Origin of the sequence: Dyella sp. BiH032 (assembly GCF_031954525.1) — a bacterium.
Taxonomy (GTDB): Bacteria; Pseudomonadota; Gammaproteobacteria; order Xanthomonadales; family Rhodanobacteraceae; genus Dyella_D.
The window spans coordinates 4,582,523-4,606,132 of sequence record NZ_CP134867.1 but is presented as its reverse complement, the minus strand read 5'-3'; the positions used below and the strand labels follow the sequence as shown (position 1 = coordinate 4,606,132).

28 protein-coding genes are annotated in these 23,610 nt (G+C 66.9%); 14 read left to right on the top strand and 14 right to left on the bottom strand.

Translation table 11 applies throughout. The annotated features are described in order from the left end of the window. The first annotated feature begins 277 nt into the window (after positions 1-277). The gene (locus RKE25_RS20305) at positions 278-952 is read left to right on the top strand and encodes a response regulator transcription factor (RefSeq protein WP_311839896.1); all 675 of its coding nucleotides are present in this window, start codon (positions 278-280) and stop codon (positions 950-952) included. Between the two features lie 80 nt (positions 953-1,032). Then, on the top strand, positions 1,033-2,019 hold the full coding sequence (locus RKE25_RS20300) for an Hpt domain-containing protein (protein ID WP_311839895.1): 987 nt from the start codon (positions 1,033-1,035) through the stop codon (positions 2,017-2,019). An 11-nt stretch (positions 2,020-2,030) separates the two neighbouring features. Here RKE25_RS20300 and RKE25_RS20295 read toward each other — a convergent pair whose 3' ends face one another. Both RKE25_RS20295 and RKE25_RS20290 read right to left on the bottom strand, forming a co-directional pair. Beyond that, the gene (locus RKE25_RS20295; protein ID WP_311839894.1) at positions 2,031-2,738 is read right to left on the bottom strand and encodes an aspartyl/asparaginyl beta-hydroxylase domain-containing protein; all 708 of its coding nucleotides are present in this window, start codon (positions 2,736-2,738) and stop codon (positions 2,031-2,033) included. A 110-nt stretch (positions 2,739-2,848) separates the two neighbouring features. Further along, on the bottom strand, positions 2,849-4,156 hold the full coding sequence (locus RKE25_RS20290) for a carbohydrate-binding protein (RefSeq protein ID WP_311839893.1): 1,308 nt from the start codon (positions 4,154-4,156) through the stop codon (positions 2,849-2,851). Positions 4,157-4,559: 403 nt separating this feature from the next. Here RKE25_RS20290 and RKE25_RS20285 point away from each other — a divergent pair, with 403 nt between their 5' ends. Next, the gene (locus tag RKE25_RS20285) at positions 4,560-4,940 is read left to right on the top strand and encodes a YciI family protein (RefSeq protein WP_311839892.1); all 381 of its coding nucleotides are present in this window, start codon (positions 4,560-4,562) and stop codon (positions 4,938-4,940) included. 66 nt (positions 4,941-5,006) lie between these two features. Here RKE25_RS20285 and RKE25_RS20280 read toward each other — a convergent pair whose 3' ends face one another. Next, a complete protein-coding gene (locus RKE25_RS20280) occupies positions 5,007-5,858 on the bottom strand; it encodes an META and DUF4377 domain-containing protein (protein WP_311839891.1) in 852 nt (283 codons plus the stop codon). 217 nt (positions 5,859-6,075) lie between these two features. On the opposite strand from RKE25_RS20280, the gene RKE25_RS20275 reads away from it, so the two are divergent. Then, positions 6,076-6,765, top strand: a complete 690-nt coding sequence (locus RKE25_RS20275) for an alpha/beta hydrolase (protein WP_311839890.1) — start codon at positions 6,076-6,078, stop codon at positions 6,763-6,765. On the opposite strand, the gene RKE25_RS20270 is transcribed toward RKE25_RS20275, so the two are convergent. Beyond that, positions 6,762-7,712 carry a sulfotransferase gene (locus RKE25_RS20270; RefSeq protein WP_311839889.1) on the bottom strand — a complete coding sequence of 317 codons (951 nt, stop codon included), beginning with the start codon at positions 7,710-7,712 and terminating at the stop codon, positions 6,762-6,764. The two genes, RKE25_RS20275 and RKE25_RS20270, sit on opposite strands and share 4 nt — an antisense overlap. Before the next feature lie 181 nt (positions 7,713-7,893). Here RKE25_RS20270 and RKE25_RS20265 point away from each other — a divergent pair, with 181 nt between their 5' ends. Continuing rightward, positions 7,894-8,367: a PIN domain-containing protein gene (locus RKE25_RS20265; RefSeq protein ID WP_311839888.1), complete on the top strand. Its 474-nt coding sequence runs from the start codon at positions 7,894-7,896 to the stop codon at positions 8,365-8,367. A gap of 45 nt (positions 8,368-8,412) precedes the next feature. After that, positions 8,413-8,601: a CPXCG motif-containing cysteine-rich protein gene (locus RKE25_RS20260; protein ID WP_311839887.1), complete on the top strand. Its 189-nt coding sequence runs from the start codon at positions 8,413-8,415 to the stop codon at positions 8,599-8,601. 59 nt (positions 8,602-8,660) lie between these two features. On the opposite strand, the gene pncA is transcribed toward RKE25_RS20260, so the two are convergent. After that, positions 8,661-9,311, bottom strand: coding sequence for a bifunctional nicotinamidase/pyrazinamidase (gene pncA, locus RKE25_RS20255; protein WP_311839886.1), 651 nt, complete (start codon positions 9,309-9,311; stop codon positions 8,661-8,663). A gap of 184 nt (positions 9,312-9,495) precedes the next feature. On the opposite strand from pncA, the gene RKE25_RS20250 reads away from it, so the two are divergent. Then, positions 9,496-9,879: a hypothetical protein gene (locus RKE25_RS20250; RefSeq protein ID WP_311839885.1), complete on the top strand. Its 384-nt coding sequence runs from the start codon at positions 9,496-9,498 to the stop codon at positions 9,877-9,879. A gap of 4 nt (positions 9,880-9,883) precedes the next feature. Here RKE25_RS20250 and RKE25_RS20245 read toward each other — a convergent pair whose 3' ends face one another. The 5 genes from RKE25_RS20245 to RKE25_RS20225 form a co-directional block, all read right to left on the bottom strand. Beyond that, positions 9,884-10,363 carry a hypothetical protein gene (locus RKE25_RS20245; RefSeq protein ID WP_311839884.1) on the bottom strand — a complete coding sequence of 160 codons (480 nt, stop codon included), beginning with the start codon at positions 10,361-10,363 and terminating at the stop codon, positions 9,884-9,886. After that, positions 10,360-11,223 carry an FAD:protein FMN transferase gene (locus RKE25_RS20240; protein WP_311839883.1) on the bottom strand — a complete coding sequence of 288 codons (864 nt, stop codon included), beginning with the start codon at positions 11,221-11,223 and terminating at the stop codon, positions 10,360-10,362. Before RKE25_RS20240 ends, RKE25_RS20245 begins: the two co-directional genes overlap by 4 nt. Next, positions 11,216-11,740: an FMN-binding protein gene (locus RKE25_RS20235; RefSeq protein ID WP_311839882.1), complete on the bottom strand. Its 525-nt coding sequence runs from the start codon at positions 11,738-11,740 to the stop codon at positions 11,216-11,218. Before RKE25_RS20235 ends, RKE25_RS20240 begins: the two co-directional genes overlap by 8 nt. 10 nt (positions 11,741-11,750) lie before the next feature. Continuing rightward, complete coding sequence (locus RKE25_RS20230) at positions 11,751-12,683, bottom strand: DUF6662 family protein (protein WP_311839881.1); 933 nt, start codon at positions 12,681-12,683, stop codon at positions 11,751-11,753. Positions 12,684-12,984: 301 nt separating this feature from the next. Further along, positions 12,985-13,914 (bottom strand): LysR family transcriptional regulator, encoded by a 930-nt coding sequence (locus RKE25_RS20225; protein WP_311839880.1) that lies wholly within the window; start codon positions 13,912-13,914, stop codon positions 12,985-12,987. A 225-nt stretch (positions 13,915-14,139) separates the two neighbouring features. On the opposite strand from RKE25_RS20225, the gene RKE25_RS20220 reads away from it, so the two are divergent. The 3 genes from RKE25_RS20220 to RKE25_RS20210 are packed head-to-tail and all read left to right on the top strand — an operon-like array spanning position 14,140 to position 17,381. Continuing rightward, complete coding sequence (locus RKE25_RS20220; protein WP_311842447.1) at positions 14,140-15,246, top strand: MFS transporter; 1,107 nt, start codon at positions 14,140-14,142, stop codon at positions 15,244-15,246. Positions 15,247-15,262: 16 nt separating this feature from the next. Further along, on the top strand, positions 15,263-16,321 hold the full coding sequence (locus tag RKE25_RS20215) for an SDR family oxidoreductase (RefSeq protein ID WP_311839879.1): 1,059 nt from the start codon (positions 15,263-15,265) through the stop codon (positions 16,319-16,321). 43 nt (positions 16,322-16,364) lie between these two features. Beyond that, positions 16,365-17,381, top strand: coding sequence for a zinc-binding alcohol dehydrogenase family protein (locus RKE25_RS20210; protein ID WP_311839878.1), 1,017 nt, complete (start codon positions 16,365-16,367; stop codon positions 17,379-17,381). Positions 17,382-17,427: 46 nt separating this feature from the next. Here RKE25_RS20210 and RKE25_RS20205 read toward each other — a convergent pair whose 3' ends face one another. Together RKE25_RS20205 and RKE25_RS20200 are read right to left on the bottom strand one after the other, a co-directional pair. Beyond that, complete coding sequence (locus RKE25_RS20205; protein WP_311839877.1) at positions 17,428-18,837, bottom strand: FAD/NAD(P)-binding protein; 1,410 nt, start codon at positions 18,835-18,837, stop codon at positions 17,428-17,430. Between the two features lie 46 nt (positions 18,838-18,883). Further along, entirely contained in the window at positions 18,884-19,450 is a 567-nt protein-coding gene (locus RKE25_RS20200) for a cysteine dioxygenase family protein (protein WP_311839876.1), read from the bottom strand. Between the two features lie 179 nt (positions 19,451-19,629). On the opposite strand from RKE25_RS20200, the gene RKE25_RS20195 reads away from it, so the two are divergent. Further along, positions 19,630-19,917 (top strand): hypothetical protein, encoded by a 288-nt coding sequence (locus RKE25_RS20195; RefSeq protein WP_311839875.1) that lies wholly within the window; start codon positions 19,630-19,632, stop codon positions 19,915-19,917. 115 nt (positions 19,918-20,032) lie between these two features. On the opposite strand, the gene RKE25_RS20190 is transcribed toward RKE25_RS20195, so the two are convergent. Together RKE25_RS20190 and RKE25_RS20185 are read right to left on the bottom strand one after the other, a co-directional pair. After that, positions 20,033-20,725, bottom strand: a complete 693-nt coding sequence (locus RKE25_RS20190; protein WP_311839874.1) for an energy transducer TonB — start codon at positions 20,723-20,725, stop codon at positions 20,033-20,035. A 199-nt stretch (positions 20,726-20,924) separates the two neighbouring features. Next, on the bottom strand, positions 20,925-21,755 hold the full coding sequence (locus tag RKE25_RS20185; RefSeq protein ID WP_311839873.1) for a universal stress protein: 831 nt from the start codon (positions 21,753-21,755) through the stop codon (positions 20,925-20,927). A gap of 274 nt (positions 21,756-22,029) precedes the next feature. Between RKE25_RS20185 and RKE25_RS20180 the strand changes: the two genes are divergently transcribed. The 3 genes from RKE25_RS20180 to RKE25_RS20170 all read left to right on the top strand — a co-directional run bounded on the left by RKE25_RS20180 (position 22,030) and on the right by RKE25_RS20170 (position 23,589). Beyond that, entirely contained in the window at positions 22,030-22,464 is a 435-nt protein-coding gene (locus tag RKE25_RS20180) for a hypothetical protein (protein WP_311839872.1), read from the top strand. Positions 22,465-22,561: 97 nt separating this feature from the next. Further along, the gene (locus RKE25_RS20175; protein WP_311839871.1) at positions 22,562-23,236 is read left to right on the top strand and encodes a hemolysin III family protein; all 675 of its coding nucleotides are present in this window, start codon (positions 22,562-22,564) and stop codon (positions 23,234-23,236) included. Further along, positions 23,233-23,589 (top strand): TfoX/Sxy family protein, encoded by a 357-nt coding sequence (locus RKE25_RS20170; RefSeq protein ID WP_311839870.1) that lies wholly within the window; start codon positions 23,233-23,235, stop codon positions 23,587-23,589. Before RKE25_RS20175 ends, RKE25_RS20170 begins: the two co-directional genes overlap by 4 nt. The last annotated feature ends 21 nt before the right edge of the window (positions 23,590-23,610 follow it).

Sequence of the window (23,610 nt, the reverse complement as noted above, 5' to 3'; positions counted from 1 at the left end):
CCCTCACAAGCCGGTACTTGCCGGCGCTTGTCCCTCAAGGCTTTCCGAGAAATCCCATGGATGCGTCATAGCACGCATGTTGCAATTTCCGAGCCCGCCTTATGCCGCGCAACGGCTGCCAGCCCTTCGGCGGGACGATGGTCTTCAGATGCGGACGCTCCGTTCCCGGAGGCACTGCATCGCGGAGCGGCCACTGCGCGGCACGGCATGGCATCGCGATGGCGATGACGGCCCTTCCCCTCATTCATTCGTACGCTTCAGTCGCGAGATTTCCGCCATGACCTTTCCCACGTACCGTGGCCCCCTGCTTGCCGGCAAAGGCCCGCGCAATCCGGTCCGGGTCGCCCTTCTGGACGACCACGAATTCATTCTCAAAGGCCTCACCTCGCATCTTCGCCAGGTGGCCAGCGTCTCCGTCGTCGGCAGCCACAGCTGCAGCCGCTCGCTCCGCGCCATGTTGGCGGAAACGCCGGTGGACGTGGTCCTGATCGATTACTCGCTCGCCTCCGATGACATGGATGGCGTCGCCCTGGTCAAGACGCTCCGCGCGCGTTATCCGAACCTGCGCATCCTGGTGGTATCCGGCTTCTGCCAGAGCGTCACCGTGAACATGCTGCTGCGCGAAGGTGCCAACGGCTTCTTCGCCAAGAACCAGGGCGCCGCCGACATGGTGGATGCGATCGCCAAGGTGATGGGCGGCGAGATCTACCTGCCGCCGTTCATGATGACAGCGACCGCCAAGCCGCAGTCGCCCTTGTCGCCGCGCGAGTGGGAAGTGATCCGCTGTTTCCTCGACGGTATGTCGGTCAGCCAGATCGCTGCCAAGTTCAATCGCAGCCTGAAAACGATCAGTACGCAGAAGTCCACGGCCTACAAGAAGCTCGGCATTCGCGGCGACGCGGAGCTGTTCAAGATGCGGGAGCAGGTGTTGCAGTCCCAGGAAGTGGCGTAACGCTGATGGCCCCGCGTCCACGCAAACGGCCAGTGCGCATCAAGGAATCCCCCGCTAGTGGGGGAAAGCACGAGGAAGCCATGGCCGAAGCGGACAGGCGCTGCGATGCGCTGGCGGTAGTGCGCGGTTGCATCGAGACCCGCCGTGCGTCCTGGGAGCGGAAAGGCGTCGAAGTCGGCACCGAGCTTCCTTGCGGACCCTTGCCGTGGCTGTCCCTCGACGAGTCGATGCTTTGCAAGGCGGTGGAAGGCGCACTGGATAGCGTTGCCGCACGGCTTCACCGCGGCGTCCTGCACGTAGCGATGTGGTGGGGAAATGCTCGCCCCGGCGGGGGCCGCCTTCAGATGGAGGTCTACGGCGACGAAAGTGCGGGCGTGTCGCTTGCGTTCGACCTGGAAAAGCATCCGGCGGTATCACCCACGGCTCCAATCGATGTGTCCAGCCGTGCTCTGCTCATCGACGAACACTCGGCCAGGGCCAGGATCCTCCAGGCGCAATGCGCTTGCCTGGGCCTGGAGATCGGAGCGCCGGTTGCGGCGAAAGCCGCGCTGGCGATGGCGGCGGAAGCGCCACATCGCATGGTATGGCTTGGCGGCCGGGCTGCGGACATTGAGGTGCGGCGACTGGCTTCCGCCATCCGGCGTGCGGAGCGTAAATGCGGATTTCCCTCGGCGCGCATCGTCGCTTTGCGCGACGCCGGAGAAGATGGCCGGTGGCCCGACATCGATGCCGCGGTCGATTGGCCGGTGAGTCTCGATCACCTGCGCGCGATTTGCGCGACGGTGCAGCCGCCGGAAGAAAGCTTGTCCGACGCCGTACGGCTGCTGTTCCTGCGTGAAAGCCGGCGCGACGCCGTCATCATTCGTGAGGCGATCGACCTTGGCGACTGGTCGACGGTCGTCCGTCATGCCCATCGCATCAAAGGCGGCACGGTCGTGCTGGGTGAGAGCGTTGTCTGTGCGCAGGCAGAACGAGTGGAGCAGGCAGCGCGCCATGCCGTGCCGGATCGGACTCAACTGAGGAAGCTTCTTGCCGAGCTCGAAGCCGAGCTACGCGGCTCTCGCTGAACTCCTACGTCTCAGCCGTCTCTTCCGCCGGCGACCATCGCCGGCAGTTTCCATCGTGCCACGGCTCCGATGCCGGCAATCAATACCCGCGAGAGCATGGCCATGTCCGGCGGGAGATCATGCCGTCGAACGTCGAGCAGCAGTGCGATGCGCCATTCGTCGCTGGCGTTCCACACCTCGTGCGGGTACGTGTCGTCCCAGAGCATGGCCTCGCCGCTGCCGATGCGGTAATCGCGATCGGCCAGCCGCAGTATGGCCGCGGGTCGGCCGTCCTCAAGGCAGGGTACGGAAAGGCCCAGCTGAAAACGCAGAACGCCCTTGAAAGGGCCGCGGTGGCGGGGGATGTGCTTGCGCGGAGCGAGAAACGAGAGTGTCGCCGACAGCACGTCGGGCGAGGTCCGCACTAGCTCGGCCAGATAGGGACAGGCCGCCATATGCTCGTCCACGTCGTTGCCGTATACCTTCAGCAAGTACATGCGCCAGTCGTGGCCATCGTTGTCGGAGATCGCGCGCTGCTCGGCCATCAGTTCGTGGAAGCGCGGTACCGTGTCCAGGCGCTGTGTGAGCGCGAGGGCTTCGTCGCGCAGGGCGGTCCAGGCGTCGGCAAAGCGATAGCCATCGGGGAACCGTTCGGCGAGGTCCAACACCGGCGGATTGGAGACTCGCGCATCGTAGAGCGCGCGCAATGCGCCGGACGCAACGTCGTAGACACGGCTCATGACGGTGGCATGCCCCCCGGGGTTCGAAGACCGGCAAGACATACTCGCTCTTTCGTGAGCGCTCCGTAAGTGAGGCGCGGGACAGCCGTGACTGCCCCGCGCCGCGCCGGTCAGCGTCCCAGGTCGGAGAGGAAACGCTTGGTGTACTGCAGCGGCGTCGTGGACGGGACCGAGTTGCAGGTGGGCGAAGCCCAGCTGCTACTGCATGGCGTATCGCGATCCAGCGACCAGAAATGCAGTCCGGCCAGCCCGTTGCTCACCGCATAGCTCACGACCGTGTCGGTGTTCGCGACCGTGAAGACCTCGCTGGTGTTGTCGTTCATGCCGATCATCGGCGTCAGTTCGATCTTGCTCAGCGGAATGCCGTAGGTGTGTTGCAGGTTCTTGGCCGCCTGGATCGCCGATTGGGCCATGTCGCATTGGCCGTTCACTACGACACAGATCGAGGGGCCGGCGGTGCCGTAGTCCATCACCATCAGGTTGATCGTGTAGTTGGTGAGGGAAGAAGCCTTGATCGCCTTCACCACCAGGTCGCCCGTGGCATTGAGGCCGCCGTAGCTGCCGTCGGATGCAGCCAGCGTGGCGAGGGTGAAGGAGAACCGCAGGCTCGGATGCAGCGATTGGCCATAGGCCGCGGCAGCGATCAGGTTGTTGATCTGGGTCTGCGTCTGGCCAGCCTCGATGTCGAAGTCCACGCCCAGCATCTGCGGCGTGTAATACCGGGACAGGAACGAGGCCATGCCCGCGGTGCTGGAGCAGGTGAAGCTGCCTGCGGCGCCGCCGGTGGAAACGACGTAGGGCAAGCCTGCGCTCGACAGTTGGCTGATGTTGGCGCTGGCGAACGTAGCGCCGGGAATGCCGCCCCAATTCTCGCTGCCGCACTCGCCGGTGGCGAACGCCAGCGTCACGGCGCTCAGGTTCTTCACGTAGCTGGCGTAGAGGCTGCCGCTGCCGACCAGCGGAATCGGCGTGCCAGTCGCCGCCGCCGTCTGCATGGTGTTGGTGTTCCAGTTGAGATTGATGGTGGCGTCCTTGTAGGGGCTGAACAACAGGTTGGCGCCCGTACCGGGTGGCGGAGGCGGTGTGCCGCCGCCGGAACCGCCACCGCTGCCGCCACCCGTGCCTCCGCCAGTCGAGCCGCTGCAGGAACCCTGGGATGTCCATGGCTGGCCGGTGCCCGGGCCACCGTTGTTGGTCGCCGGATCGTTGCCCTGCGTCCACCAGTTGGCCTTGTAGTTGGTGCCGTTCTCGCTGGCGACGTCGCCACCGACATAGACGGCGGTGGCGCTCCATGCAGGAGCGCAGGCAGGCAGGGCCTGCGCCACGGCCGTGGACATCGGTGCCACGGCGAACAGGCCGGCCCATGCCATGGCGCCGGCGCTGCTACCGAACAGCATCGACAGGGCGCGCGATCTCATGGATTGCTTCGCATGCATAAGACGTTCTCCTCTCTTTGGGTGTGCGGCGTTGTCGTCCAAGGCGCCGCGGGCCGGGCGTCCCGAGGGAAAGACGCAGGCCCGCCCGTCGCGCGCGTGCCGCTACGCGTGTGTCCGTCAGACTGCGATGCGCCTTGGTATTGACAACGTTGTCTTCTGGGCGAATGGCAAACTGTGACGCCTGGCGGGAAACCGAGTCTTGCGCCGCAACACGCGAAAACCTGCGAATGCTGCATGGGTTCCCGCGCGCCGAAAATGCGTGATGGAAAGGTGAATGCTGACAACGTTATCAGTACACGCCGGACGGCATGCGAGACCGCGCGCCGGCGTGCCGCCGCGGATGTACTACCATCGCGGCTTTCCCCACCGACGCGAGCGGACGACCATGAAGTTCCTGGTGATGATCTATTGCGACGACAGCCTGCTTGGCGATCTGCCGGACGGACAGTTCGACACGATGATGCGCGGCTGCCTGGACAAGGCCGACGAACTGAAGCGGAATGGCACGCTGATCGACAGCCAGAAGCTGCAGGCGCCTTCGCAGTCCCGCACCATGCGCATCCGCCAGGGCCGCACCACCGTGGTGGACGGTCCATTCGCGGAGACCAAGGAATACCTGGGCGGTTTCAACCTGATCGAAGCCCGGGATATGGACGAGGCGCTGGAAATCGCCAAGTCGTTCCCGTGGGCGAGCATCGGCAGCATTGAAGTGCGCCCGGTGGCCGACCTCGAAGAGGAGCGTCGACGCGTCAGCGTCGCGGCCTGAGGGCAGATGACGAACGCCCCGCCTTCCGACGGAAGGCGGGGCGTTTTTTTTGCTGGGGCTGCTACGTCACTTCTTCTGAGGCGCGATGGCCGATTCCGCCACCATGTCCAGCACGTAGGCCGTCGACGGCGCATCGGCCGGCGGATGCTTGACGGCGAAGCGCTTTACGCGCAACACGTTGCGGACGCCCGGTTCGTGCGTGTAACCCTCGATGTCCTGGTAGAGCGGCTGCCATTCGCCGCTGCTTTCGACGACGCCATTCGCACCGTACTTGCGCTCACGCACCTGCAGGCACTGCTTGTTCGGGATGAGCGGATGGCTGCACGGCTTGGTCTCCGGCGCCACCTCGAGAAAGACGGTTTCGCCTGCGCCGCCGTAGCGCGTCTCGGCCGTGGGATCACCGGTGAAGACCAAGGTGTCGCCATTGTCACCGGCCAGGCTCAGCGTCGGTGCGTTGCCTTCGTCCTTCAGCTGGATCTTCGGCTGGCCCTGCAGGCGCTGCGAGATGGCGCTGTCGAGCGCCGACAACGCCGGATCCGCGCAGGCCATCATGGTCTGCGCCATCTGCCCGAGCTTTAGGCGGTTACCTTGCACGCTGAAGTTGCCGCCGAGGCGGTTGCATGCGTTGCCGACGCTCAGGCGGTCACGCACGAAGTCCAGCTGCAAGGGATGGTCCGGCCGGACGAACAGCGCATCGATGCGTTTGCCGTCGCCGCCAGTGGCCTCGGTGAGGCGCCAGTGATACTTGGCCAGCGTCGCGGTATCGAAGGCGGCGGCCGGCGCTGACGAAGCCGGGGCGGGTGCAGGTGCAGGAACGGACGTCGATGCCGTCGCGGCCGGCGCGCCATCGGCGTGGTCCGGCGGCGTCTGCGAACAGGCGGCCAGGGCGAGCGGGAGCAGCATCAGGCGGAATTTCATCGCGGTTCTCCTTGTTGACCTTCATTCAACGCTCGGGACGGCCGGATGGGGTTGAGCGACCGGCGGAAGTGGGCTTGGCGTGAATGTCCTCGGCCGCGGGGTATGCCACAGCACGCGTTGCGCTTTCGTCATGACGGGGACTTCACGCCGCTTGCGTTCCCTTGGCGCAGCGGACGATGGAAAGGCGATCCCGTCTCCTCCAATCAAGGAATCGGTCATGGGCAAGAAAGCGAGCGTCGTGCTGGTGCATGGGGCCTGGGGCGACGGGTCGCACTGGAGCAAGATGATTCCGGTGCTGCATGCCAAGGGGTATGGCGTGTGCGCCGTACAGAATCCACTGACGTCGCTTGCCGACGATATCGAGCGAACCCGCCGCCTGATCGAGGCGCAGGACGGCCCCGTCTTGCTGGTGGGCCATTCGTATGGCGGTGCGGTGATTTCAGGCGCGGGCCATGCGCCGAAGGTTGCGGGCCTGGTGTACGTGGCGGCTTTCGCGCCGGACGAGGGCGAAACGGTACGCGGACTGCTGGGCCGCCACGAATCGCCCGCCGGGGCGAAGGCGATCCGGCCGGACCAGTACGGCTTCCTCTGGCTGGACCGCGGTCTCTTCAAGGAAAGCTTCTGCCAGGACCTCGGCGATGACGCGGCACTGATCATGGCTGCCGCGCAAAAGCCGATCGCCGCGCGCTGCTTCGACGACAAGGCCGGCCCGCCGGCGTGGAAGCAGCGGCCATGCTGGTACCAGGCGTCGCTGGAAGATCACATGGTGCCGCCGGAAACCCAGCAGTGGATGGCGCAGCGGATCGGCGCGAGGAGGACGATCGAGCTCGCCGCGAGTCACGCGTCGATGGCGGCGTATCCGCACGAGCTGGTCGCTCTGATCGACGAGGCGGCCGCGCAGCTCTAGGGCGCCCGGCCGGCGCCGGAAGACAGCGCCGCCACGCTGCGCATGCAGGGGCCCCGCGCCGTGCGAGATGCCTCTCCGGTGCTCCGCGTGCGCAACCATTGTTCGCGCAGTTCGTCGTAGGAGACCAGCTTGGCCTGAAGCCAATGCTGCACCTTGGGTCCGAACAGACTGTCGACCTTGTTTTCCGGTGCGTGCAGGCGACCGTTGAGCGCCCGCCGCTTCCATGGCTCGCGTTCGAGGTCGGCGATGACCTGGGTGCAGTTGTCATCCAGTGCCTGGCCGGGGTCCAGGCCGAGGAAGCGGCAGAGATCGTTCCACGCCAGCTGCGGCTGCGCGACGAGATCCTCGAGGAACAGCAAGTAATGCTGCGGGTGATCCAGGCGGGCGCGATGGATCTGCATCGCGCGGTTCCAGCGCCGCGCCCAGTGGATGGTGCCGCCGCCGAAGGCATTGTCGCTTTCGAACAGCAGGCTGGCATCGATCAGCGAGGCGATCGTTTCCGCCCCGGGACGGATGACGTGCACGAAGCGGGCGTCCGGCGCCAGCGCTTCGATCTCCGGCAGGTAGAGCAAGTGGTTGGGGGTCTTCTCCAGCCACATCTCGCGCTCCGCCGCGCTGGCCATCTCGTCCAGCAACAGGAGGAAGCGCCGCTCCAGCGCACGCGTGCGCAGCGGCGGGCGCACGGGCGAGCCCGATGCCGTCGAGGTCGTCTGTTGCAGGGAAAGAAACAGCTGGCGTTCGTACTTGCGGCTGAAACCGAGCCTTTGGCGCAGTCGCGGCGGCCGGCGTTCGGCGTTGGCGTCGCCCCAGCGCCAGGCCAGATTGCCATGGACGTGCTCGAAGAACGCCGTCTCGGGAAGCGTGAATACCGAAGGATGCCGGGCCAGCATGGCCTGGACGATGGTGGTGCCGGAACGCGGGCAGCCGACCACAAAGGTTCGTTTCATCGCGAGGGTTTTCCCTGGGCGCGCGGCCACGGACATCATGGCCATCGGGCTGCGAAAAACGCAGGATTCCACGATCCGTTGACGGATACGAGCGTTTCAGCGCGCACGGCGTCTCAACCTTTGTTCGACAAGACGCTTGTCCCGGGCTAACGTGCCGACGCATTCCCCTTCTGTTCGCCGCATGTCCGTTTCCCTATCCGGCGCGTCTGCCGCGCCATGTCGCGTGGTGCTGGACACCAACGTCTGCCTCGATCTGTTCGTTTTCGGCGATGCCGCCGTAGCGGCGTTGGCCCGTGCGCTGGCCGACGGCCGGGCGGAAGCGGTGACGGATGCCCGTTGTCGCGAGGAGTGGTGCCGCGTGCTTACCTATCCCCAGCTGGCGCTGGGCGATGCCGCGCGCGCGGCTGCGTTGGCGGCCCATGACCGCTGGGTGCGGCGAGTGGAGGAGACCAGGGAAGCGCCGCCGGGCGGTATCCGCCTGCCGCGTTGCGCGGACCCGGACGATCAGAAGTTCCTCGAGCTTGCCTGGGCCACCGGAGCGGCCTGGCTGTTGAGCAAGGACAGGGAGGTGCTCCGCCTGGGACGGCGCACGGCGCGGGACGGTCTGTTCGCCATTGCCACGCCGACGGAGTGGCTGCGCCTCCAGGGGCTTTGAGACGGGGGCATGGCCGGCACCGGCGCGTCGCGGTATGGTCGCGACATGCTGGAACCCGTGCTCATCCATTGTCCCTATTGCGGCGAGCCGATCGAGATCCTCGTCGACGCTTCCGTGGGCGGTCAGCGTTATGTGGAGGATTGCCAGGTGTGCTGCCGACCGATCGTGCTGAGCATCGCGCTGGACGAAGGCGACCGGCCAGACGTCCGCGCCGATCGCGAAGACGACGCCTGAACCCCATCGAGCTGGAAGGTCCAGATCGGCCCGCCTGGACCGGGCCAGGACCAGGTGGCTCAGGCCGCGATAGGCAGCGACTCGACCACGCCCACGCCCAGCTGCTCGAAGCGCGTGCGCGTGGTGATGTCCGTCTCCGGGGTCACCGGCCGCGTCAGCTCCCACAGCACGTGGGTCTTGAAGCCGAGGTTCACGGCATCCTGCGCGGTCCACAGCACGCAGACGTCGCGGGCAAGCCCGCAGACATACACCTCGTCCACGCCGCGCGAGCGCAGCCAGTCCGCCAGCTCGGTGCTGGGGCGCGTGCCGTGGGGGCCGTAGTTTTCGCGGAAGCCGCTGTAGGAGTCGACCTTCGGGTCGCTGCCCTTGCGCACCACCATGTCCACGCTGGACCAGTCGATGGACGGATGCAGCGCCGCGCCAGGGGTGTCTTGCACGCAATGGTCGGGCCAGAGGGTCTGCGCGTGGCCATACAGCGGGATGCGATCGAACGGCGCACGGCCCGGGTGGCTGGCGGCGAAGGAAACGTGTCCGCGCGGATGCCAGTCCTGCGTGGCGACCACATGGCGGAATGCCCGGCTGTCCAGCAGCTGGCGGATGCCAGGAACGATGGCGTCGCCCTGGTGGCAGGCCAGGCTTCCCCCCGGCATGAAGTCCGGCTGCACATCCACGAGGATCAAAGCGGCGCGTTGGCTGATGGGGTATCGCATGGGGGTGTCGCGTCAAGCGGTGTCTCGATGGGACGAGTCTAGCCGCTGCGCCGCCGGCCAGGATGTGACGGAATGGGCGCCCGGCCGACGGCCCGCGGCCGACAAACGGCACTGCGTCACATCCGGGCGTATTTCCGCCGTGCAGGCATAATGCGCGCCGGCAACGCGGAACCGTGGGACACCGATGCATTACGACCAATCGTGGATGGGCTATGGCCTGATCGGCGGCCTCGAGGCGGGCGCGATCTCGGCAGTGGCCGCATTCGTGCTGTACGCGCTGTTCAACTGGATCGGTAATCGCAACGGCTGGGCGCATGGCCTGCGCACCGCGTGGTCGAGCCTGATGGCGCTACTGCTGACCGCCAGCGGCGACCTGTGGGACATGGTCTATTTCAATTACGGCCGGGTGGAGTCGATCCAGTTCCTCAAGGTGAAGCTGGCCGAGGTCCACGATTTCGACGGCCTGGGCACGCGTGTGTTCTTCGAGTTCCTGGGCGTCGGGCTGGGGGTTTTCCTGTCCCGCCTGCTGCTGCGCCACAAGCGCGGCGGGCAGGATCCCGAAAGCTGAAAATTCAGGAGCGCCGGGCGCGGCGCCGGCCGAGCACGATGTGCAGCGCCAGCATGGCCGGCAGGGCGAGGCCCGCCACCCAGTGCGCCACCGACGTCAGCGAGCGCCAGCGTTCGTCGCCGAGGTAATAAAGCAGGTAGCCGCTGAGCGCCAGCCAGGTCAGCACGCCCACCGCCGTGGCTCCCGACCAGCGCAGCCGGCCGGTACGCCAGCCCGCGACGACGTGCGCGCCCCAGACCAGGCCGAACGTCCATAGCGCTCCAAAGGCCATGGCCGCATGGAGCCGCAGCCACCAGGGCTCGAGCGGGTGCGGCGTATCGCCGAACTCGCCCTTCTGCATGAGCGCATAGTGGAACAGCAGCCATAGCGCGCCGCTCAGCCAAAGCAACCAGCCCACCGCATAAACCAGGTAGCGCCGTTGCCGCGACAGCCGCAACGGTGCGCGGTGGCCAATGACGGCGTGATGGTGAGGGTGGGGTTTCACGCTGGCATTCCCAGCGTGGTCCATTGGCCGTGCAAGTCCTGCCGGTAGGCGGTGGCGTCGTAGCGGCGCAGCAGTGCCTCGCTAGCGTCGCCCAGCGCCAGCACGACCTTGGTCAGCGCATCGGCGTGGATGCACCGTTCCGCCACCACGGTGACGCATTCGCCGGGCCCGGCCGGCGCGAGTGTGCGGCCATCGAGATGAGGAATGGCGGCGCGTGCGTGCCGGGAGTGGCTGGTCGCCACGGCTGCCTCGCCGAGTTCAAGGACGGGTTGTTCCGAAGGCTCGATGTCCATGCCGCCGGCATTGGCGCCCGTATCGATGGCGACGAAGTGCGGGCCTTCGCCGAGCAGGCGCAAGTCTCCGCCGGCATTGACGCTACCCTGTGCGACGCCATATTCGCGTAGCGCTGCTACCGCGCGATCCACGGCATAGCCCTTGGCGATGCCGCCGAGGTCGATCCACAACGGGCGGGCCAGGCGCACGCCGTCTTCATCATCGAGTTCGATGTCCCGCCAGCTTCCGCGATCCGGCGGCCTCGTATCCGCCGGCGGCGGCAGCAAACCGGCGGCGACCAGTCGGCCGGCGATGCTCACGTCGAATGCGCCGTCGCTCCAGGCGGACAGCTGCAGGGCCTCGCGCAGCACGTCGGCGGTGGGAGCCGCCAGTGGCACGCGCGTGCCGCAGCGTGCGCGGTGAAGGCGGGAAAGATCGCTGTCCGGCTCGTGGAAACTCATCAGGCGATGGACTTCCGCCACCGCAGCGAAGGCCGCCTCGATGGCGCGGTGGGCGCCATCCTCGTCCATCCGCTCGACCCGGATCGCCACCGTGGTGCCAAGCAGGGGGCGAGCCCGTTCAACCATGGGCGAGCACGAGCGCATAAGTGGCGAGCAACCGCTTGACGCCGTCAGTGATGTGCCGGCTGGACAAGGTGGCCCCGGAGATATTCTTGATGTCGTCGCCCAGCTTCAGCGGTGCACCGTGCGTCTTACCGGTGAACTGCGCACGCCAGGCCGCGTTGCGCACCTGGTCGCCGAAGGTTTCGCGGTATTCGAGGATCTCGACGTCACGCACCGCGCCTTGGGTATCGATGGCGAGCGCGAAGGTGATGAACTCGTGCTTCCCCACCACCTGGTCGGCGATGAACAGGCCGCCGGTGGATGCGCGCCAGACCTTCAGGTTCGGCGACAGCACGTTCACGCCGCTGTCTTTCTCGATGGCCTTCATCTGCTCCGGCGTGAGCGTGATGGATTCAGGTGTGAGCGTGGCGCCGGGAAACATCAGCGCCTGCGCCTGTTCGACGCTGAGATAGACCGTGGCGTGGGCAGGTGCCGCGGCGACGAGCGCATAGGCGGGAACCAGCAGGAAACGCGAACGCATGGGTGCCTCCTCAGAAATACCAGCCGGCTTTTACGCGCAGGCGGTACTTTTCGAAATCGTTGTCGTAGACGCGACGACCGACGATCGCCCCCGGCACGGAGTCCGAATGCTCGCTCGCCCAGGGCAACTGCTCCAGGAAGGTCGCCGTGACGAAGAACTTCTTGCCGCCGAAGTGCAGGGACGGCCCCACGAAGAAACCGCTGTTGGCTTCGCGCTTGAAGTTGTAGCTGGCGTACTCGCGCTCGTTGAGGAATTCGAAGCCGAGTGACCAGTTTTCGCGGAAGCGGTAAGAGGCGGCGAAGCCGGCATTGACGTCGGTTTCTTCCTGCCAGGTCTTGTGGCCGGGGCGGTCTTCTTCTTCCTGGTAGCGCCACTCCGGCGCGTAGGTGAGGTTGAAAGCGAGGACCAGCCGGTCGTCGAGATAGTTCTTCTGCAGGATCAGTTTGCCTTCCAGTTCGCGGAAGGCAGGGCCGACGGTCGGCTCGATGTAGAGCGCGACGCCGAGCGGATCGGTGTAGGGGCTCCACAACCGGTAAATGGCTTCGCCGGACCAGCCGACGAAGCGTTTGGCGTCGTAATGCTGGTAAGGGCCGGGTTGGTCGTAGGACAGCGGCTCCGGCGGAGTGGTCTGTCCAAAGGGTCCATTGCGATACGCCGACGCCCACACGTAGTTGGCATAGAAGGCGACCTGCAGACGGTCGGTGAGTCCGTATTCGAATTCCGTCCGCCCGTCGAGCTGGTCGAAGCGGCCGGCGACTTTCCGGTGACGCCAGGTCAGCCACTGCTCGACTTCCTTCGCTCCCTGCGGCAGCAGGTCGGTGGTGTAGACGTAGCCGAACTGGCTTTCCTCGGCCCGCGCCGGCGGCGCCGCGGCGACACCGAGAACCAGGAAGCAAAGCAAGACGAACAGTCCGGCGTGGCGCCGGTCGGAAGCAGAACGCATGAAGGACCCCAGGAAATATTGCAGCAAGCGAACGCGATTATGTTCGAGAATCATTCGCATCGACAACGCGCAAGATTTTGCGAAAACCTTTGCAGTTCAAGGCTTTCGCGAAGCTTGCGTCGCCGGCTCTCGAGAGGCGGGTGACGGCAGATCGGCCACGTTGCTCGGCGACGCCTGGGTGCGATGTGCATAGCGCGGGATCCGCAGAGCGGCATGCCCCCCCTCAGCCGGGGGCAAATGCCCACTGCGAGAAAGGGCTGTCCATCGGTCCCAAGCGCGATACGACAGCGGCTACGACCGATCAGCTGCCTGCCGTACGGATCAGCTCGAGCACGCCGGCCTCCTGTTCCTGCATCTTCCCCTGCAGGTGATCGACGAACAGCCGGATGCGCGCGGGCAGATAATCGCGACTGGGGTAGATCGCGTAGATGTGCGCCTCCTGGATGGCGCAGTCGGTCAGTACCGGGACTAGCCTGCCGGCCCGCACGTCCGCGGCGATGTCCCAGATCGACTTGAAGGCGAGGCCATGCCCGGCGATGGCCAGCTCGCGCATCAGGTCGCCGCTGTCGGTGGTGAGCGAGGCGTCCAGGCGAAGCGGCCGCGGCCCCTCGGGCGTCTGCAGCATCCAGGGGAGGATGCCTCTGCCGGGGCGGTGCAGCATCAGGCAGGCGTGCTGTGCCAGGTCGGCCGTGCTTCGCGGTTGTCCGTGCTTGGCCAGGTAGGCCGGCGCGCCGCACACCACGCGATAGTTGAGGGCGATGCGCCGTGAGATCAGGCGCGAATCGGCCATGGCGCCGCTGCGCACGGCCACGTCCACGCCGTGCTCGAACAGGTCCAGCATCGCGTCGGACGCGCTGATGCGCACGCGCAGTTCCGGATGCAATGCCGCGAACGCCGCCGCCAGCGGGCCGACGTACTGGCGGCCCAGATCCAGCGCGGTGGATACATGCAGCGCCCCGCGCACCTCCATCTGCCCCAACCGCACGGAGGCATTGGCGTCGTCCAGGTCGGCCAGGATGCTCACGCAGCGCTCGTAGTAGCAGTTGCCTTCGCCGGTGAGGGCGAGACGGCGCGAGCTCCGTTGGAGCAGCCGCACGCCGAGGGCCTGTTCCAGCCGGGAGAGGCGCTTGCTCGCGACGGCGGGGGAAAGGTTCAATTCGCGTCCGGCCGCGGACAGGCTGCCGGAGGTCACGGCGCGCACGAATAGGCGCATGTCCTCGAGTTCGACCATCTTCAATATTCCGGAAAAGATGATTGCGCAGTTTGGGCAATTCCCCTCCTCTCCGGCAAGCAGCACAGTACCGCCTCCCTTCCGCGAGGCCGGCCCATGTCCCCACCCTCTGCCACATCCCTTGATCCCTCAAGCCAGCGCGCGAGCGGGCATGACCACTCGCGTGCCGCGCTGCTGGCCTTGTCGGTAGCAGCCTTCGCCATCGGCACCACCGAGTTCGTGATCATGGGCTTGCTGCCGGAAGTGGCAGCGGACCTGCGGGTGAGCATTCCTTCCGCCGGTCTGCTGGTCTCCGGTTATGCGCTGGGCGTCGCTGCCGGCGCGCCGTTGCTGGCGGCGCTCACGGCGAAGCTGGAGCGCCGCAATGCCTTGCTGGCCTTGCTGGGCTTGTTCATCGTCGGGAACGCACTGTGCGCCATCGCGCCGAACTACGCCGTGCTGATGTTGGCGCGCGTGGTTGCCGCGTTTTGTCACGGCTCGTTCTTCGGCATCGGCGCCGTCGTTGCCTCGCACGTGGTGCCGCGCGGGCAGGGCGCACGCGCCATCGCGCTGATGTTCGCGGGGCTGACCCTGGCCAACGTGCTCGGCGTGCCGTTCGGCACGTTCCTCGGGCAATGGAGCGGTTGGCGTTCCACCTTCGGCGCAGTGACCGTGCTGGGCGTGATCGCCGCGCTCGGCGTATGGCGCCTCGTGCCGCCGCTGCCGGAACTGCACGCGCCGGACATGCGCCGCGAAATGGCGGTATTGCGCCAGCCACAGGTGCTGCTGGCGCTGGCGATGACTGTACTCGGCTTCGGTGGTGTGTTCACCGTGTTCACGTACATCGCGCCGATTCTGCAGACGCAATCCCACATCAGCGCCGGGGCCACGGGCTGGGTGCTGGTGCTGTTCGGCGTAGGCACGACGCTGGGGAATCTGCTCGGCGGTCGTCTGGCAGACTGGCGCCTGATGCCATCGCTGGTGACGATCCTGGTGGTGCTCGCGCTGATCCTCGCTACTTTCTCCTGGACCATGCACCACGCCGTGGCGGCCGTCGTGACCGTGTTCGTCTGGGGCGTGGCCGCGTTCGCGACCGTGCCGCCGCTACAGATGCGCGTGGTGCAACAGGCGGTCGATGGGCCGCACTTGGCCTCAACCCTCAACATCGCCGCCTTCAACCTGGGCAATGCCATCGGCGCGTTCATCGGCGGCCTGGTGATCGATGGCGGGATGGGCCTGCCGGCACTCGGCATCGCGGGCGCGGCCGTTACCGTACTCGGCCTGCTGACCACCGTGTGGAGCATGGCGTTGGAGCGGCGCCGCGCTCTGGCCACCGCTTCTTGCGCGGCCTGACGTCCGGAAGACATCCATGGAAACGAATCGAAAGACGGCTCTCGTGGTCGGCGCGCAGGGCGTCATCGGCCGCAATCTCATCGACCATCTGCGTACGCTGGACGACTGGCGAGTGATCGGCCTTTCCCGGCGCGGCGGCGAAAGCGATGAACGCGTGAGGCATGTCGCGGTCGATTTGCTCGACGCCGCCGATGCCCGCACCAAACTCGCGCCGCTGCGCGATGTGACACACGTGTTCTATACCGCCTACCAGGATCGCCCGACCTGGGCCGAGCTGGTTCCGCCGAACGTGGCCATGCTGCGGCATGTGCTCGACGCCATCGAGCCGGTCGCTTCGGACCTGCGCCACGTCAGCCTGATGCAGGGCTACAAGGTCTATGGCGGCCACCTGGGACCCTTCAAGACACCGGCACGCGAAACCGACGCGGCCTTCATGCCCCCGGAATTCATGCACGACCAGCAGCGCCTGCTGGAAGCGCGGCAGCAAGGCCAGGCCTGGACTTGGACGGCTATCCGTCCCGCCGTGGTGGGCGGTTTCGCCTTGGGCAATCCCATGAACCTCGCGCTGGCTATCGCGGTCTATGCCTCGATGTCGAAGGAACTCGGCATCCCCTTGCGCTTTCCGGGCAAGCCGGGCGCCTACGACCGGCTGCTGGAGATGACCGATGCCGGCCTGCTGGCGAGGGCGACGGTGTGGGCCGCCACAGACGCGCGCTGCGCGAACCAGGCGTTCAACATCAACAACGGCGATCTGTTCCGCTGGAGCGAGATGTGGCCTTTCATCGCAGGCTACTTCGAATTGGACGTGGCGCCGCCGCTGCCGATGTCGCTGGACGGCGTCATGGCCGACAAGGAGCCGTTGTGGCGGGATATGCAGGCGCGGCATGGGCTGGAACCCCATGCTTACGCGGACGTCTCGTCCTGGCGCTTTGCCGACTTCGTGTTCTCCTGGGATTACGACATGTTCGGCGACGGCACCAAGGCGCGGCGTTTCGGTTTCCACGACTACGTGGACACGCGGGATATGTTCACGTCACTGTTTGACGATTTCCGCCGGCGCAGGATCATTCCCTGAGCAGGTCCATTTTCCTTCCCGGAAGCCATCCCATGGAGTCGCCATGAAAGCCGTTGCCTACCGCCGCTCGCTGCCCATCACCGATGCCGAGTGCCTGATCGACGTGACCCTGCCCGAGCCCGTGCCGGGCGGCCGCGATCTGCTGGTGCGGGTGGAAGCGGTGTCGGTGAATCCGGTGGATACGAAGATCCGCCGCCGGGTCGATCCGCAAGGCGCGGATAAAGTGCTCGGCTGGGACGCCGCTGGCACGGTGGTAGCCGTGGGCGGCGAGGTCACGCTGTTCAAGCCGGGTGATCACGTCTACTACGCCGGTGCGCTGGATCGCCCGGGCAGCAATGCCGAACTGCAGCTGGTGGACGAGCGCATCGCCGGGCGCAAGCCGGCCACGCTGGACATGTTCCAGGCCGCGGCGATGCCGTTGACCACCATCACCGCGTGGGAGCTGCTGTTCGACCGCTTCGGCATTCCCCGCGGCAATGCGGCGCAGACGGGGGCGGTGCTGATCGTCGGCGCGGCCGGAGGCGTGGGCTCGATGGCGGTGCAGCTGGCGCGGCGCCTGACCAACCTGACCGTGATCGGCACGGCCTCTCGCCCGGAAACGCAGGCATGGGTGAAAGAATTGGGTGCGCACCACGTGGTCGACCATGGCGGCGACCTCAAGGCACAGGTACTGGCCGTGTCGCCGCAGGGAGTGGACTACGTGCTGAGCCTCACCCACACCGACCAGCACTACCCGGTGCTGGTCGAACTGCTCAAGCCGCAGGGCAAGTTCGGCCTGATCGACGACCCGGAAGGCACGCTGGACATCGGCCTGCTCAAGCGGCGCAGCCTGTCCTTGCATTGGGAATTCATGTTCACCCGTCCGTTGTTCCAGACCGAGGACATGAAAGCGCAGCACCAGCTACTCAACGAAGTGGCGGACTTGGTCGATGCAGGCGTGCTGCGGACGACGTTGCGCGAACATCTCGGGCCGATCGATGCGGCCAGCCTGCGGCGCGCGCACGAGCGCCTGGAAAGCGGCAGCATGGTCGGCAAGCTGGTGCTCGGCGGCTTCGCCTGAGTGGTGGGCGCATGAAAGCGAAGGGGCGCGGTATGCGCGCCCCTTGTCATCGCCGTTCTTCTGCCGCCCGGTGCCGCCGTTTCTCTTCCTGCCCGGCTAGCAGAATGTCCGCCATCTGCCGTGCCTGCTGACGGATTTCCGGCATGGCGGTGGATTCCCAGAAGGTGCCGCGCAGCAGGCTGCCCATCGCGTAAAGATGGGGCCAGGTCGCGCCGTCGTGCTGAAGACGCCCTTCCTTCGTCGACATGCAGCCCAGGCCTTGCGGATCGGGGGTGATGTGGCCATTGGTGGCCAGCTGCCGTACCAGCGTGTGGCCCGTGCGCCGGACATCGGTATTCAGGCCGATGGTCTGAATCACCAGGTCGGCGTCCATGGCTTGCGGCGTCGAGCTTCCGGTGGGCGTGATGCTCAGGTGCAGATGATCGCCTTCGACGTCAGCCGCATGCAGGCGCGCCCGCTCGCGATGGAAGCGGCCGGCGCGTTCCAGCTCCTCCATCTGCGCCATCACCTGCGGCGCCATGCGATGGCGCGCGCGCTCCCATGCCCAGCGCACGTGCCGCAAGAAGCGGGCGCGCTCCTCGCGCGGAAGTTCCTGCCATAGCGAGGGCGTGTGCGGACGCATGCTGTCGATGACCACGCGCCAGTCGCTGCTGTGCGCGATCGCATCGCGCAGCAGGCGCATCCAGGTGCGGATGTCCGGTGCGGCGCGCATCGCTTCGATCAGGTCGGCACCGTCATCGGCCGGCGCGCTGGCCGACGACAGATGCGCTTCCGGCAGCAGGCCATGGCGCGAGATCGCGGTGAAGGTGGCATTCGGCCACACCGCAGCCAGTTCCAGCACGACGTCGACCGCGGTAAGGCCCAGGCCGATCAGCACGATCTTGCGTGGCGCGGGATCGGGCTCCGCCTGGGCCAGGAACGACCAGGGATCGACCACGTAGCGCCCGCTGGCGATGGCGGCATCGCTCACGCCGCTCAACGGCTGCGGGGGTAGCGCGCCGAGCGCGAGCACGGCGGCATCGACGTGCGTGCTTTCCTCGCCGTGGAGGATCGTGACGCCATCGTGCTCGGGTACCAGGCTGTCCACTTTGAAAGGAATGACGTTCACGTCGTGCCCGAGCGATTTGGCCCGTTCCAGCGCGCGCTCTACCTCTGCTTCGAGGTAGTCGCCGTAGAGCCGGCGGGGCAGGAAGTCCGTGCCGGCGATGCTGCCGTCGCCGCGCTGCGCGAATTCGAGGAACCCGCGCGGTTTGCTGGCGAACATGCTCATCGACGCGGCGCGCACGTTCAGCAGGTGCCGCTCCGAACGTGTGCCGTACGCCACGCCGCGGCCGGGCGCACCGCCGCCGGTGAACCAATCCAGATGCAGCGGTTGCGCCGGCTGGCGCTCCAGCAGCTCGCTCAGCAGCGTCGCCGCCGCCGCGCCGCCGCCGATGATGGCGACCCGTCGATACATGCCACTCCTTAAGTTGGTCGAAACCGGCCGGAGGAAAGGGGAGCGCTCAGGCGCTCAGCCGGCCGGTGATCGCGGCGTGTTGCGGCCGGGCGAGCCACTGGCCGCCTTCGGCGCTGCGCTCATACGCAAGGTACTTTGCCAGATCGCCGCCGTAGACGTGAAGCGTCAGCGCGGTCTCGTGCCGCGAAAGATTACGACAGCGATGGGCATAGCCGGCATCGGCGTCGAACCAGGTGGCATCGCCGGGGCCCAGCCAATCCTGGCCCTTCAGGCTCAGCTCGCCGGTCGCCACATCGCGGGACCAGGCCTGCACCTCGAGTGCACCGTGCAGGGCCAGTTCCAATCCCCACAGGCCGTCGTGGTCATGCACGGGCGTCCCGTGATTGGCCGGCCATGCCATGACGAGCATGCTGATGGCAGGCTTGCTGCGCTCGGCGAGCAACCAGCGCTCGAACCCGCGCTGGCGCGTACGCAGTTCCAGGAGTCCTTCGTTCAATGCGGCGCTGTCGCGATGGACCACGCGCCCCAGCTCGCGCGCCATGGCGGCGAGGTCAGGATGCTTGCCGACGCCGAGGTCGAAAGCGATATCACGCAGCGCCTTGAGGGTGTGCATGGAGTGCTTCATGCGGCGGAACTCGGTTGAAACCGGGCGCAGTGGATCATGCCGGCCGTTAAGGACCTGTAACCCCTTCGGCATGACTTCCGCGCCATGCATCCAAGGCATGGTGCGCGCATGCTGAAGGCGTGGGCGATCGGTCCGCGCATCGCGCGGTTTGCCCCGGGAGGAAGGCCGTGTTCGAGCTTATCGTGATCGTTATGGCGGTGTTGGCGCTGTGGCTGGTCGGTTCGCTGATCGGCCTGGCGTTCAAGCTGACGTTCGCCGTCGTGGGCGGCGTGCTGGGGGCGATGGGCGCCTTGTTCGGTCTGTTGTTCGGCGGACTGGCGCTGCTGATCGCGGCGCCGCTCGTCCTGCTGGCATTGTTGCCGGCGTTGCTGCCGATGCTTCTGCTCGCCGCGCTGGTGTGGCTGGTCGTACGTGCTTCGCGGTCGACACCGCAGCCGACCCGCACGGCCCATTGAAAGACGGATGATTTGCCGTGAAGGGGCCGGCCGGGCGCATGAGGTCCGGCCGGCCCCTTAGTTCTTCAAGGCGAGTTCTTCAAGGGTGTCGAAGAGCGTCTAAGAGAACGCGACGTCAAAGCTGGCGCAGATCGAAACTCACCGGCACGCGCGCCCAGGCCGACTCCGGACGTCCCTGCGATGTCGCCGGTTGGAAGCGCCAGTTGGCGAGCACCTGATCGCGCGCGCTCTTGTCGAGCAGCTCGTAACCGCTGGAGGTTTCGATCACCACCTGCACGGGTTTTCCCTCGGCGTCGACCAGAACCCGCAGCATCACGGTGCCCTGCATTTTTCTGCGGATCGCCTGCGGCGGGAACGTCAGCGGCGCCGTCCGGTACGCCAGCGAGGCCTCGATGGGCGACGGGTCGGCGACCGGCGGCGCCACGACTTGCGCCGGTTCCACGCTCGGTGCCGGAACGGCCGGCGGCGCGACGACGGTGCCTTCGTCGGTCGGAACGGCCACCGGTGGCGGCAGCGATTTCGGCTGTGCATGCGCGGCCGGAGGCGGTGGCACGGGCCGTGCCTTCATTTCGATCTGCGGCGGATCGGGCTGTTTCGGCTTGGGCGTGATCCAGTTGACGACCATTTCATCGGTGTTTTTTATCGACGCGGCGAACTGCGGCGCGACCGGCCGCAACACCATGAGCAACGCCGCGAGATTGAGTGCGATCGCCGCGCTGAGAGCGGCGATGCGCACGCGGTCGGGATGGGTCTGGTCGTGAGGACCGTGGGACGGACGATGAGCGACAGCCAGGCTTGCGGACGGCATGAGCGACCTCCTGACGATGCGATGTGTTGGACGCGTCCTGGACACGCTGCGTGGGGACGCAGGGGGATCGTGCTGAACGCGGCTTCAGACTATGCCCGTCGGAAACGCTGGCGCAAGTAGGTGTATGGACGGCCGAACGGAGGTAGGCTCCGCGTATTCTCTTCCCGTGGTCGGAAAGGGTATCGCCAGGGGTCGATGATCAGTGCGCTACCAGCATGGGCAGGTCGCCGTGCATGAAGAGGTGGCGGGTCGTTCCCCCCAGGACCATCTGCGCCAGCCGCGAACGGCTCCAGGCGCCCATCACCAGCAGGTCGGCCCGATGGGCGCGTGCGGCGTCCAGGATGGGAATGCCTGCGGCGTGGGTGGGGCCGGCATCGAGGGTCTGGATGCGTGCCCGGATCCCATGACGTTCCAGCCAGTCGGCCAGGCCGGGCGGGGGCAGCACGGCAACGGTGTCGGCATACATCTCGCTACCGTCCAGGACCAGCACGTCGTCGGCCTTCTGCAGCACGGGGACCGCGGCGGCCAGGGCCAGGGCCGATTCGCGGCTGCCGTTCCAGGCCACCAGCACGCGCGCGCCGATTACCTCGTCGACGCGGGCGATGTCGGGCACCACCAGCACGGGGCGATCGCTGCCGAACACGCAGCGCGACACCGTGCCGAAACCCACCGGCGCATCGCTGCGCTGCTGGCTGCGCTCCATCACCAGGTAGTCGTAGCCGGCGGCGGCCTGGCAGACCGTCTGCACGGTGTCGCCCTGGGCGACGCGCCACTGGCCAGCCAGGCCGCGCGATGCCAGCAGCTGCTGCCATTCCGCACCGTGTTCCTCCGCCTCGACGCAGCGGCGCCGTGTTTCTTCCAGTTGGACCGGCACGGCCTCGGGCAGACTGAAGGCGGCGGCGGGGAGGTCGGCGACGTAGAGCCCGTCCAGCCGTGCGCCGAGCCGGGCGGCCAGCGCCGCCGCGGCCCGCGGCCCCGGCGAGTGCAGGTCGGTTTCCTGGAGATACAACAGCAGGTCGGTGCAGGGCATTGAATCGCTCCATTCGCCAGTCCGGCCCCAGCTTACCCCGCGTCCACCGGGGCGGTTTGACGCAGGACAAAAAAAGGCCCCGCACAGGAGGCGGGGCTCAATGAGCCGGGCATCGGGGGAGAGAGGGGGAGATGCCCGGACTGCGGATTCTGTGGATGGCCGGCTTTGGCGCGCGTTCAAGCCGCGTGAACGCCGCATTCACGACCGTTCATCCATGGCACCACACAATGCGGCCTGTCCGGTACGGGCAGGCGTCGAGGGTCAGGAGAACGACATGGGGAAGACATGGCTGGGCTGCGCCTTGCTGGCCGCCGCGGCGTGCGGAGCGCTGCCGGCACCGGCCCGGGCGGCCGAGGTGTCCTGCAAGATGGACTTCCAGGTGTCCGGCTGGTCGGTGTTCTACCAGACCGCCACCGGCAGCGGCACCGTCCGCTGCGACAACGGGCAAAGCATGCACGTGCGGATTCGGGTCAAGGGCGGCGGCCTCACGTTCGGCAAGACCCGGATCACCGACGGCGTGGGCAAGTTTTCCGGGGTGGGCAGCATCGGTGAGATCAAGGGCCACTACGCCAACGCCCAAGTGCACGTCGGCGCCGAGAAGTCGGCCGCGGCCCAGGTGCTGACCAAGGGCAACGTCTCGCTGGCGCTCAGCGGCACGGGCGAGGGCTGGAATATCGGCATCGCCTTCGGCGCCTTCATCATCGAATAGCCGGCCTGATCTCCGTGCGCGGGAGTATGCAACGACCCGCCGCGCGGGTAAGGTGAGCAGTGCGCCAGCCAGCGCGTCTGTTCCTCGAGGAAATCCCATGTCGGTCACGTCCAGCGCCGCGGCCCCGCGCTATGCCTTCGGCGACGAGCTCGCCAGCAGCGTCATCCACGGGATCGGCATCCTGCTGAGCATCGCCGGGCTCGCCACCCTGGTGGCCTACGCCGCGCTCGTGGGGGATGCCCGGGCCATCGTCTCCAGCGCGGTCTTCGGCACCACGCTGATCCTGCTGTACACCGCCTCCACGCTCTATCACGCCGTCCCGGGCGAACTGGCCAAGCGGGTGCTGCGCACGCTGGACCACATCGCGATCTTCCTGCTGATCGCCGGCACCTACACGCCGTTCACCCTGGTCGCCCTGCCCGGCGCGTGGGGCTGGAGCCTGTTCGGCGCGATCTGGGCGCTGGCGCTCGCCGGCAGCGCGCTCGAGCTGGGGGTGCTCAAACGCTACAGGAAGTTCGCGGTGCTGCTGTACATAGCCATGGGCTGGATCGGCATGATCGCCTTCAAGCCGCTGAGTGCGCACCTGGAGACCGGCGGCATGGCGCTGCTGATCGCCGGCGGCGTGGCCTACACGGCGGGTGTGCCGTTCTATCTCGCGCGCCGCATGCCTTACCACCACACCGTCTGGCATTTCTTCGTGCTCGCCGGCAGCGTGCTGCATTACCTGGCCGTGCTGCTTTACGTCATCCCCGACACCGCCTCCGTCGCTTGAACGCGGCGACGGAGGCCCTCCGTCGCGAACTGGAAGATGCCGCGACGCATCTGGGACTGGCGCACGAGCTGCGTTTCCACCCCATGTTCGGCGGCCAGATGGCTTATCTATCCGAACGCCCTTGCGCCTGGTTGAGCGCCGGCGGCATTGCGTTGAAGGTCAAGCCCAGCGACCGCGACGAGCTGCTGACGCTGGATGGCGCGATGCCCTTCCTGCCGCGCCCGGGCGCGGCGCCCAGCCGCCAATATGTGGTGCTGCCGCGTTGGCTCACTCGCGACACGCCCGCTTTCGCCGCCTGGCTGGCGCGCGGTGCCGCGGCGCAAAAAAAGCCGGCGCGTCAACGCCGGCTTTGAGTGAGGAATGCGTCCCGCGGA

Coding starts and splice junctions, on each gene's coding strand:
- RKE25_RS20305 (WP_311839896.1), top strand. CDS start 278: ATGACCTTTCCCACGTACCGTGGCCCCCTGCTTGCCGGCAAAGGCCCG.
- RKE25_RS20300 (WP_311839895.1), top strand. CDS start 1,033: ATGGCCGAAGCGGACAGGCGCTGCGATGCGCTGGCGGTAGTGCGCGGT.
- RKE25_RS20295 (WP_311839894.1), bottom strand. CDS start 2,738: ATGAGCCGTGTCTACGACGTTGCGTCCGGCGCATTGCGCGCGCTCTAC.
- RKE25_RS20290 (WP_311839893.1), bottom strand. CDS start 4,156: ATGAGATCGCGCGCCCTGTCGATGCTGTTCGGTAGCAGCGCCGGCGCC.
- RKE25_RS20285 (WP_311839892.1), top strand. CDS start 4,560: ATGAAGTTCCTGGTGATGATCTATTGCGACGACAGCCTGCTTGGCGAT.
- RKE25_RS20280 (WP_311839891.1), bottom strand. CDS start 5,858: ATGAAATTCCGCCTGATGCTGCTCCCGCTCGCCCTGGCCGCCTGTTCG.
- RKE25_RS20275 (WP_311839890.1), top strand. CDS start 6,076: ATGGGCAAGAAAGCGAGCGTCGTGCTGGTGCATGGGGCCTGGGGCGAC.
- RKE25_RS20270 (WP_311839889.1), bottom strand. CDS start 7,712: ATGAAACGAACCTTTGTGGTCGGCTGCCCGCGTTCCGGCACCACCATC.
- RKE25_RS20265 (WP_311839888.1), top strand. CDS start 7,894: ATGTCCGTTTCCCTATCCGGCGCGTCTGCCGCGCCATGTCGCGTGGTG.
- RKE25_RS20260 (WP_311839887.1), top strand. CDS start 8,413: ATGCTGGAACCCGTGCTCATCCATTGTCCCTATTGCGGCGAGCCGATC.
- pncA (WP_311839886.1), bottom strand. CDS start 9,311: ATGCGATACCCCATCAGCCAACGCGCCGCTTTGATCCTCGTGGATGTG.
- RKE25_RS20250 (WP_311839885.1), top strand. CDS start 9,496: ATGCATTACGACCAATCGTGGATGGGCTATGGCCTGATCGGCGGCCTC.
- RKE25_RS20240 (WP_311839883.1), bottom strand. CDS start 11,223: ATGGTTGAACGGGCTCGCCCCCTGCTTGGCACCACGGTGGCGATCCGG.
- RKE25_RS20235 (WP_311839882.1), bottom strand. CDS start 11,740: ATGCGTTCGCGTTTCCTGCTGGTTCCCGCCTATGCGCTCGTCGCCGCG.
- RKE25_RS20230 (WP_311839881.1), bottom strand. CDS start 12,683: ATGCGTTCTGCTTCCGACCGGCGCCACGCCGGACTGTTCGTCTTGCTT.
- RKE25_RS20225 (WP_311839880.1), bottom strand. CDS start 13,914: ATGGTCGAACTCGAGGACATGCGCCTATTCGTGCGCGCCGTGACCTCC.
- RKE25_RS20220 (WP_311842447.1), top strand. CDS start 14,140: ATGGGCTTGCTGCCGGAAGTGGCAGCGGACCTGCGGGTGAGCATTCCT.
- RKE25_RS20215 (WP_311839879.1), top strand. CDS start 15,263: ATGGAAACGAATCGAAAGACGGCTCTCGTGGTCGGCGCGCAGGGCGTC.
- RKE25_RS20210 (WP_311839878.1), top strand. CDS start 16,365: ATGAAAGCCGTTGCCTACCGCCGCTCGCTGCCCATCACCGATGCCGAG.
- RKE25_RS20205 (WP_311839877.1), bottom strand. CDS start 18,837: ATGTATCGACGGGTCGCCATCATCGGCGGCGGCGCGGCGGCGGCGACG.
- RKE25_RS20200 (WP_311839876.1), bottom strand. CDS start 19,450: ATGCACACCCTCAAGGCGCTGCGTGATATCGCTTTCGACCTCGGCGTC.
- RKE25_RS20190 (WP_311839874.1), bottom strand. CDS start 20,725: ATGCCGTCCGCAAGCCTGGCTGTCGCTCATCGTCCGTCCCACGGTCCT.
- RKE25_RS20185 (WP_311839873.1), bottom strand. CDS start 21,755: ATGCCCTGCACCGACCTGCTGTTGTATCTCCAGGAAACCGACCTGCAC.
- RKE25_RS20180 (WP_311839872.1), top strand. CDS start 22,030: ATGGGGAAGACATGGCTGGGCTGCGCCTTGCTGGCCGCCGCGGCGTGC.
- RKE25_RS20175 (WP_311839871.1), top strand. CDS start 22,562: ATGTCGGTCACGTCCAGCGCCGCGGCCCCGCGCTATGCCTTCGGCGAC.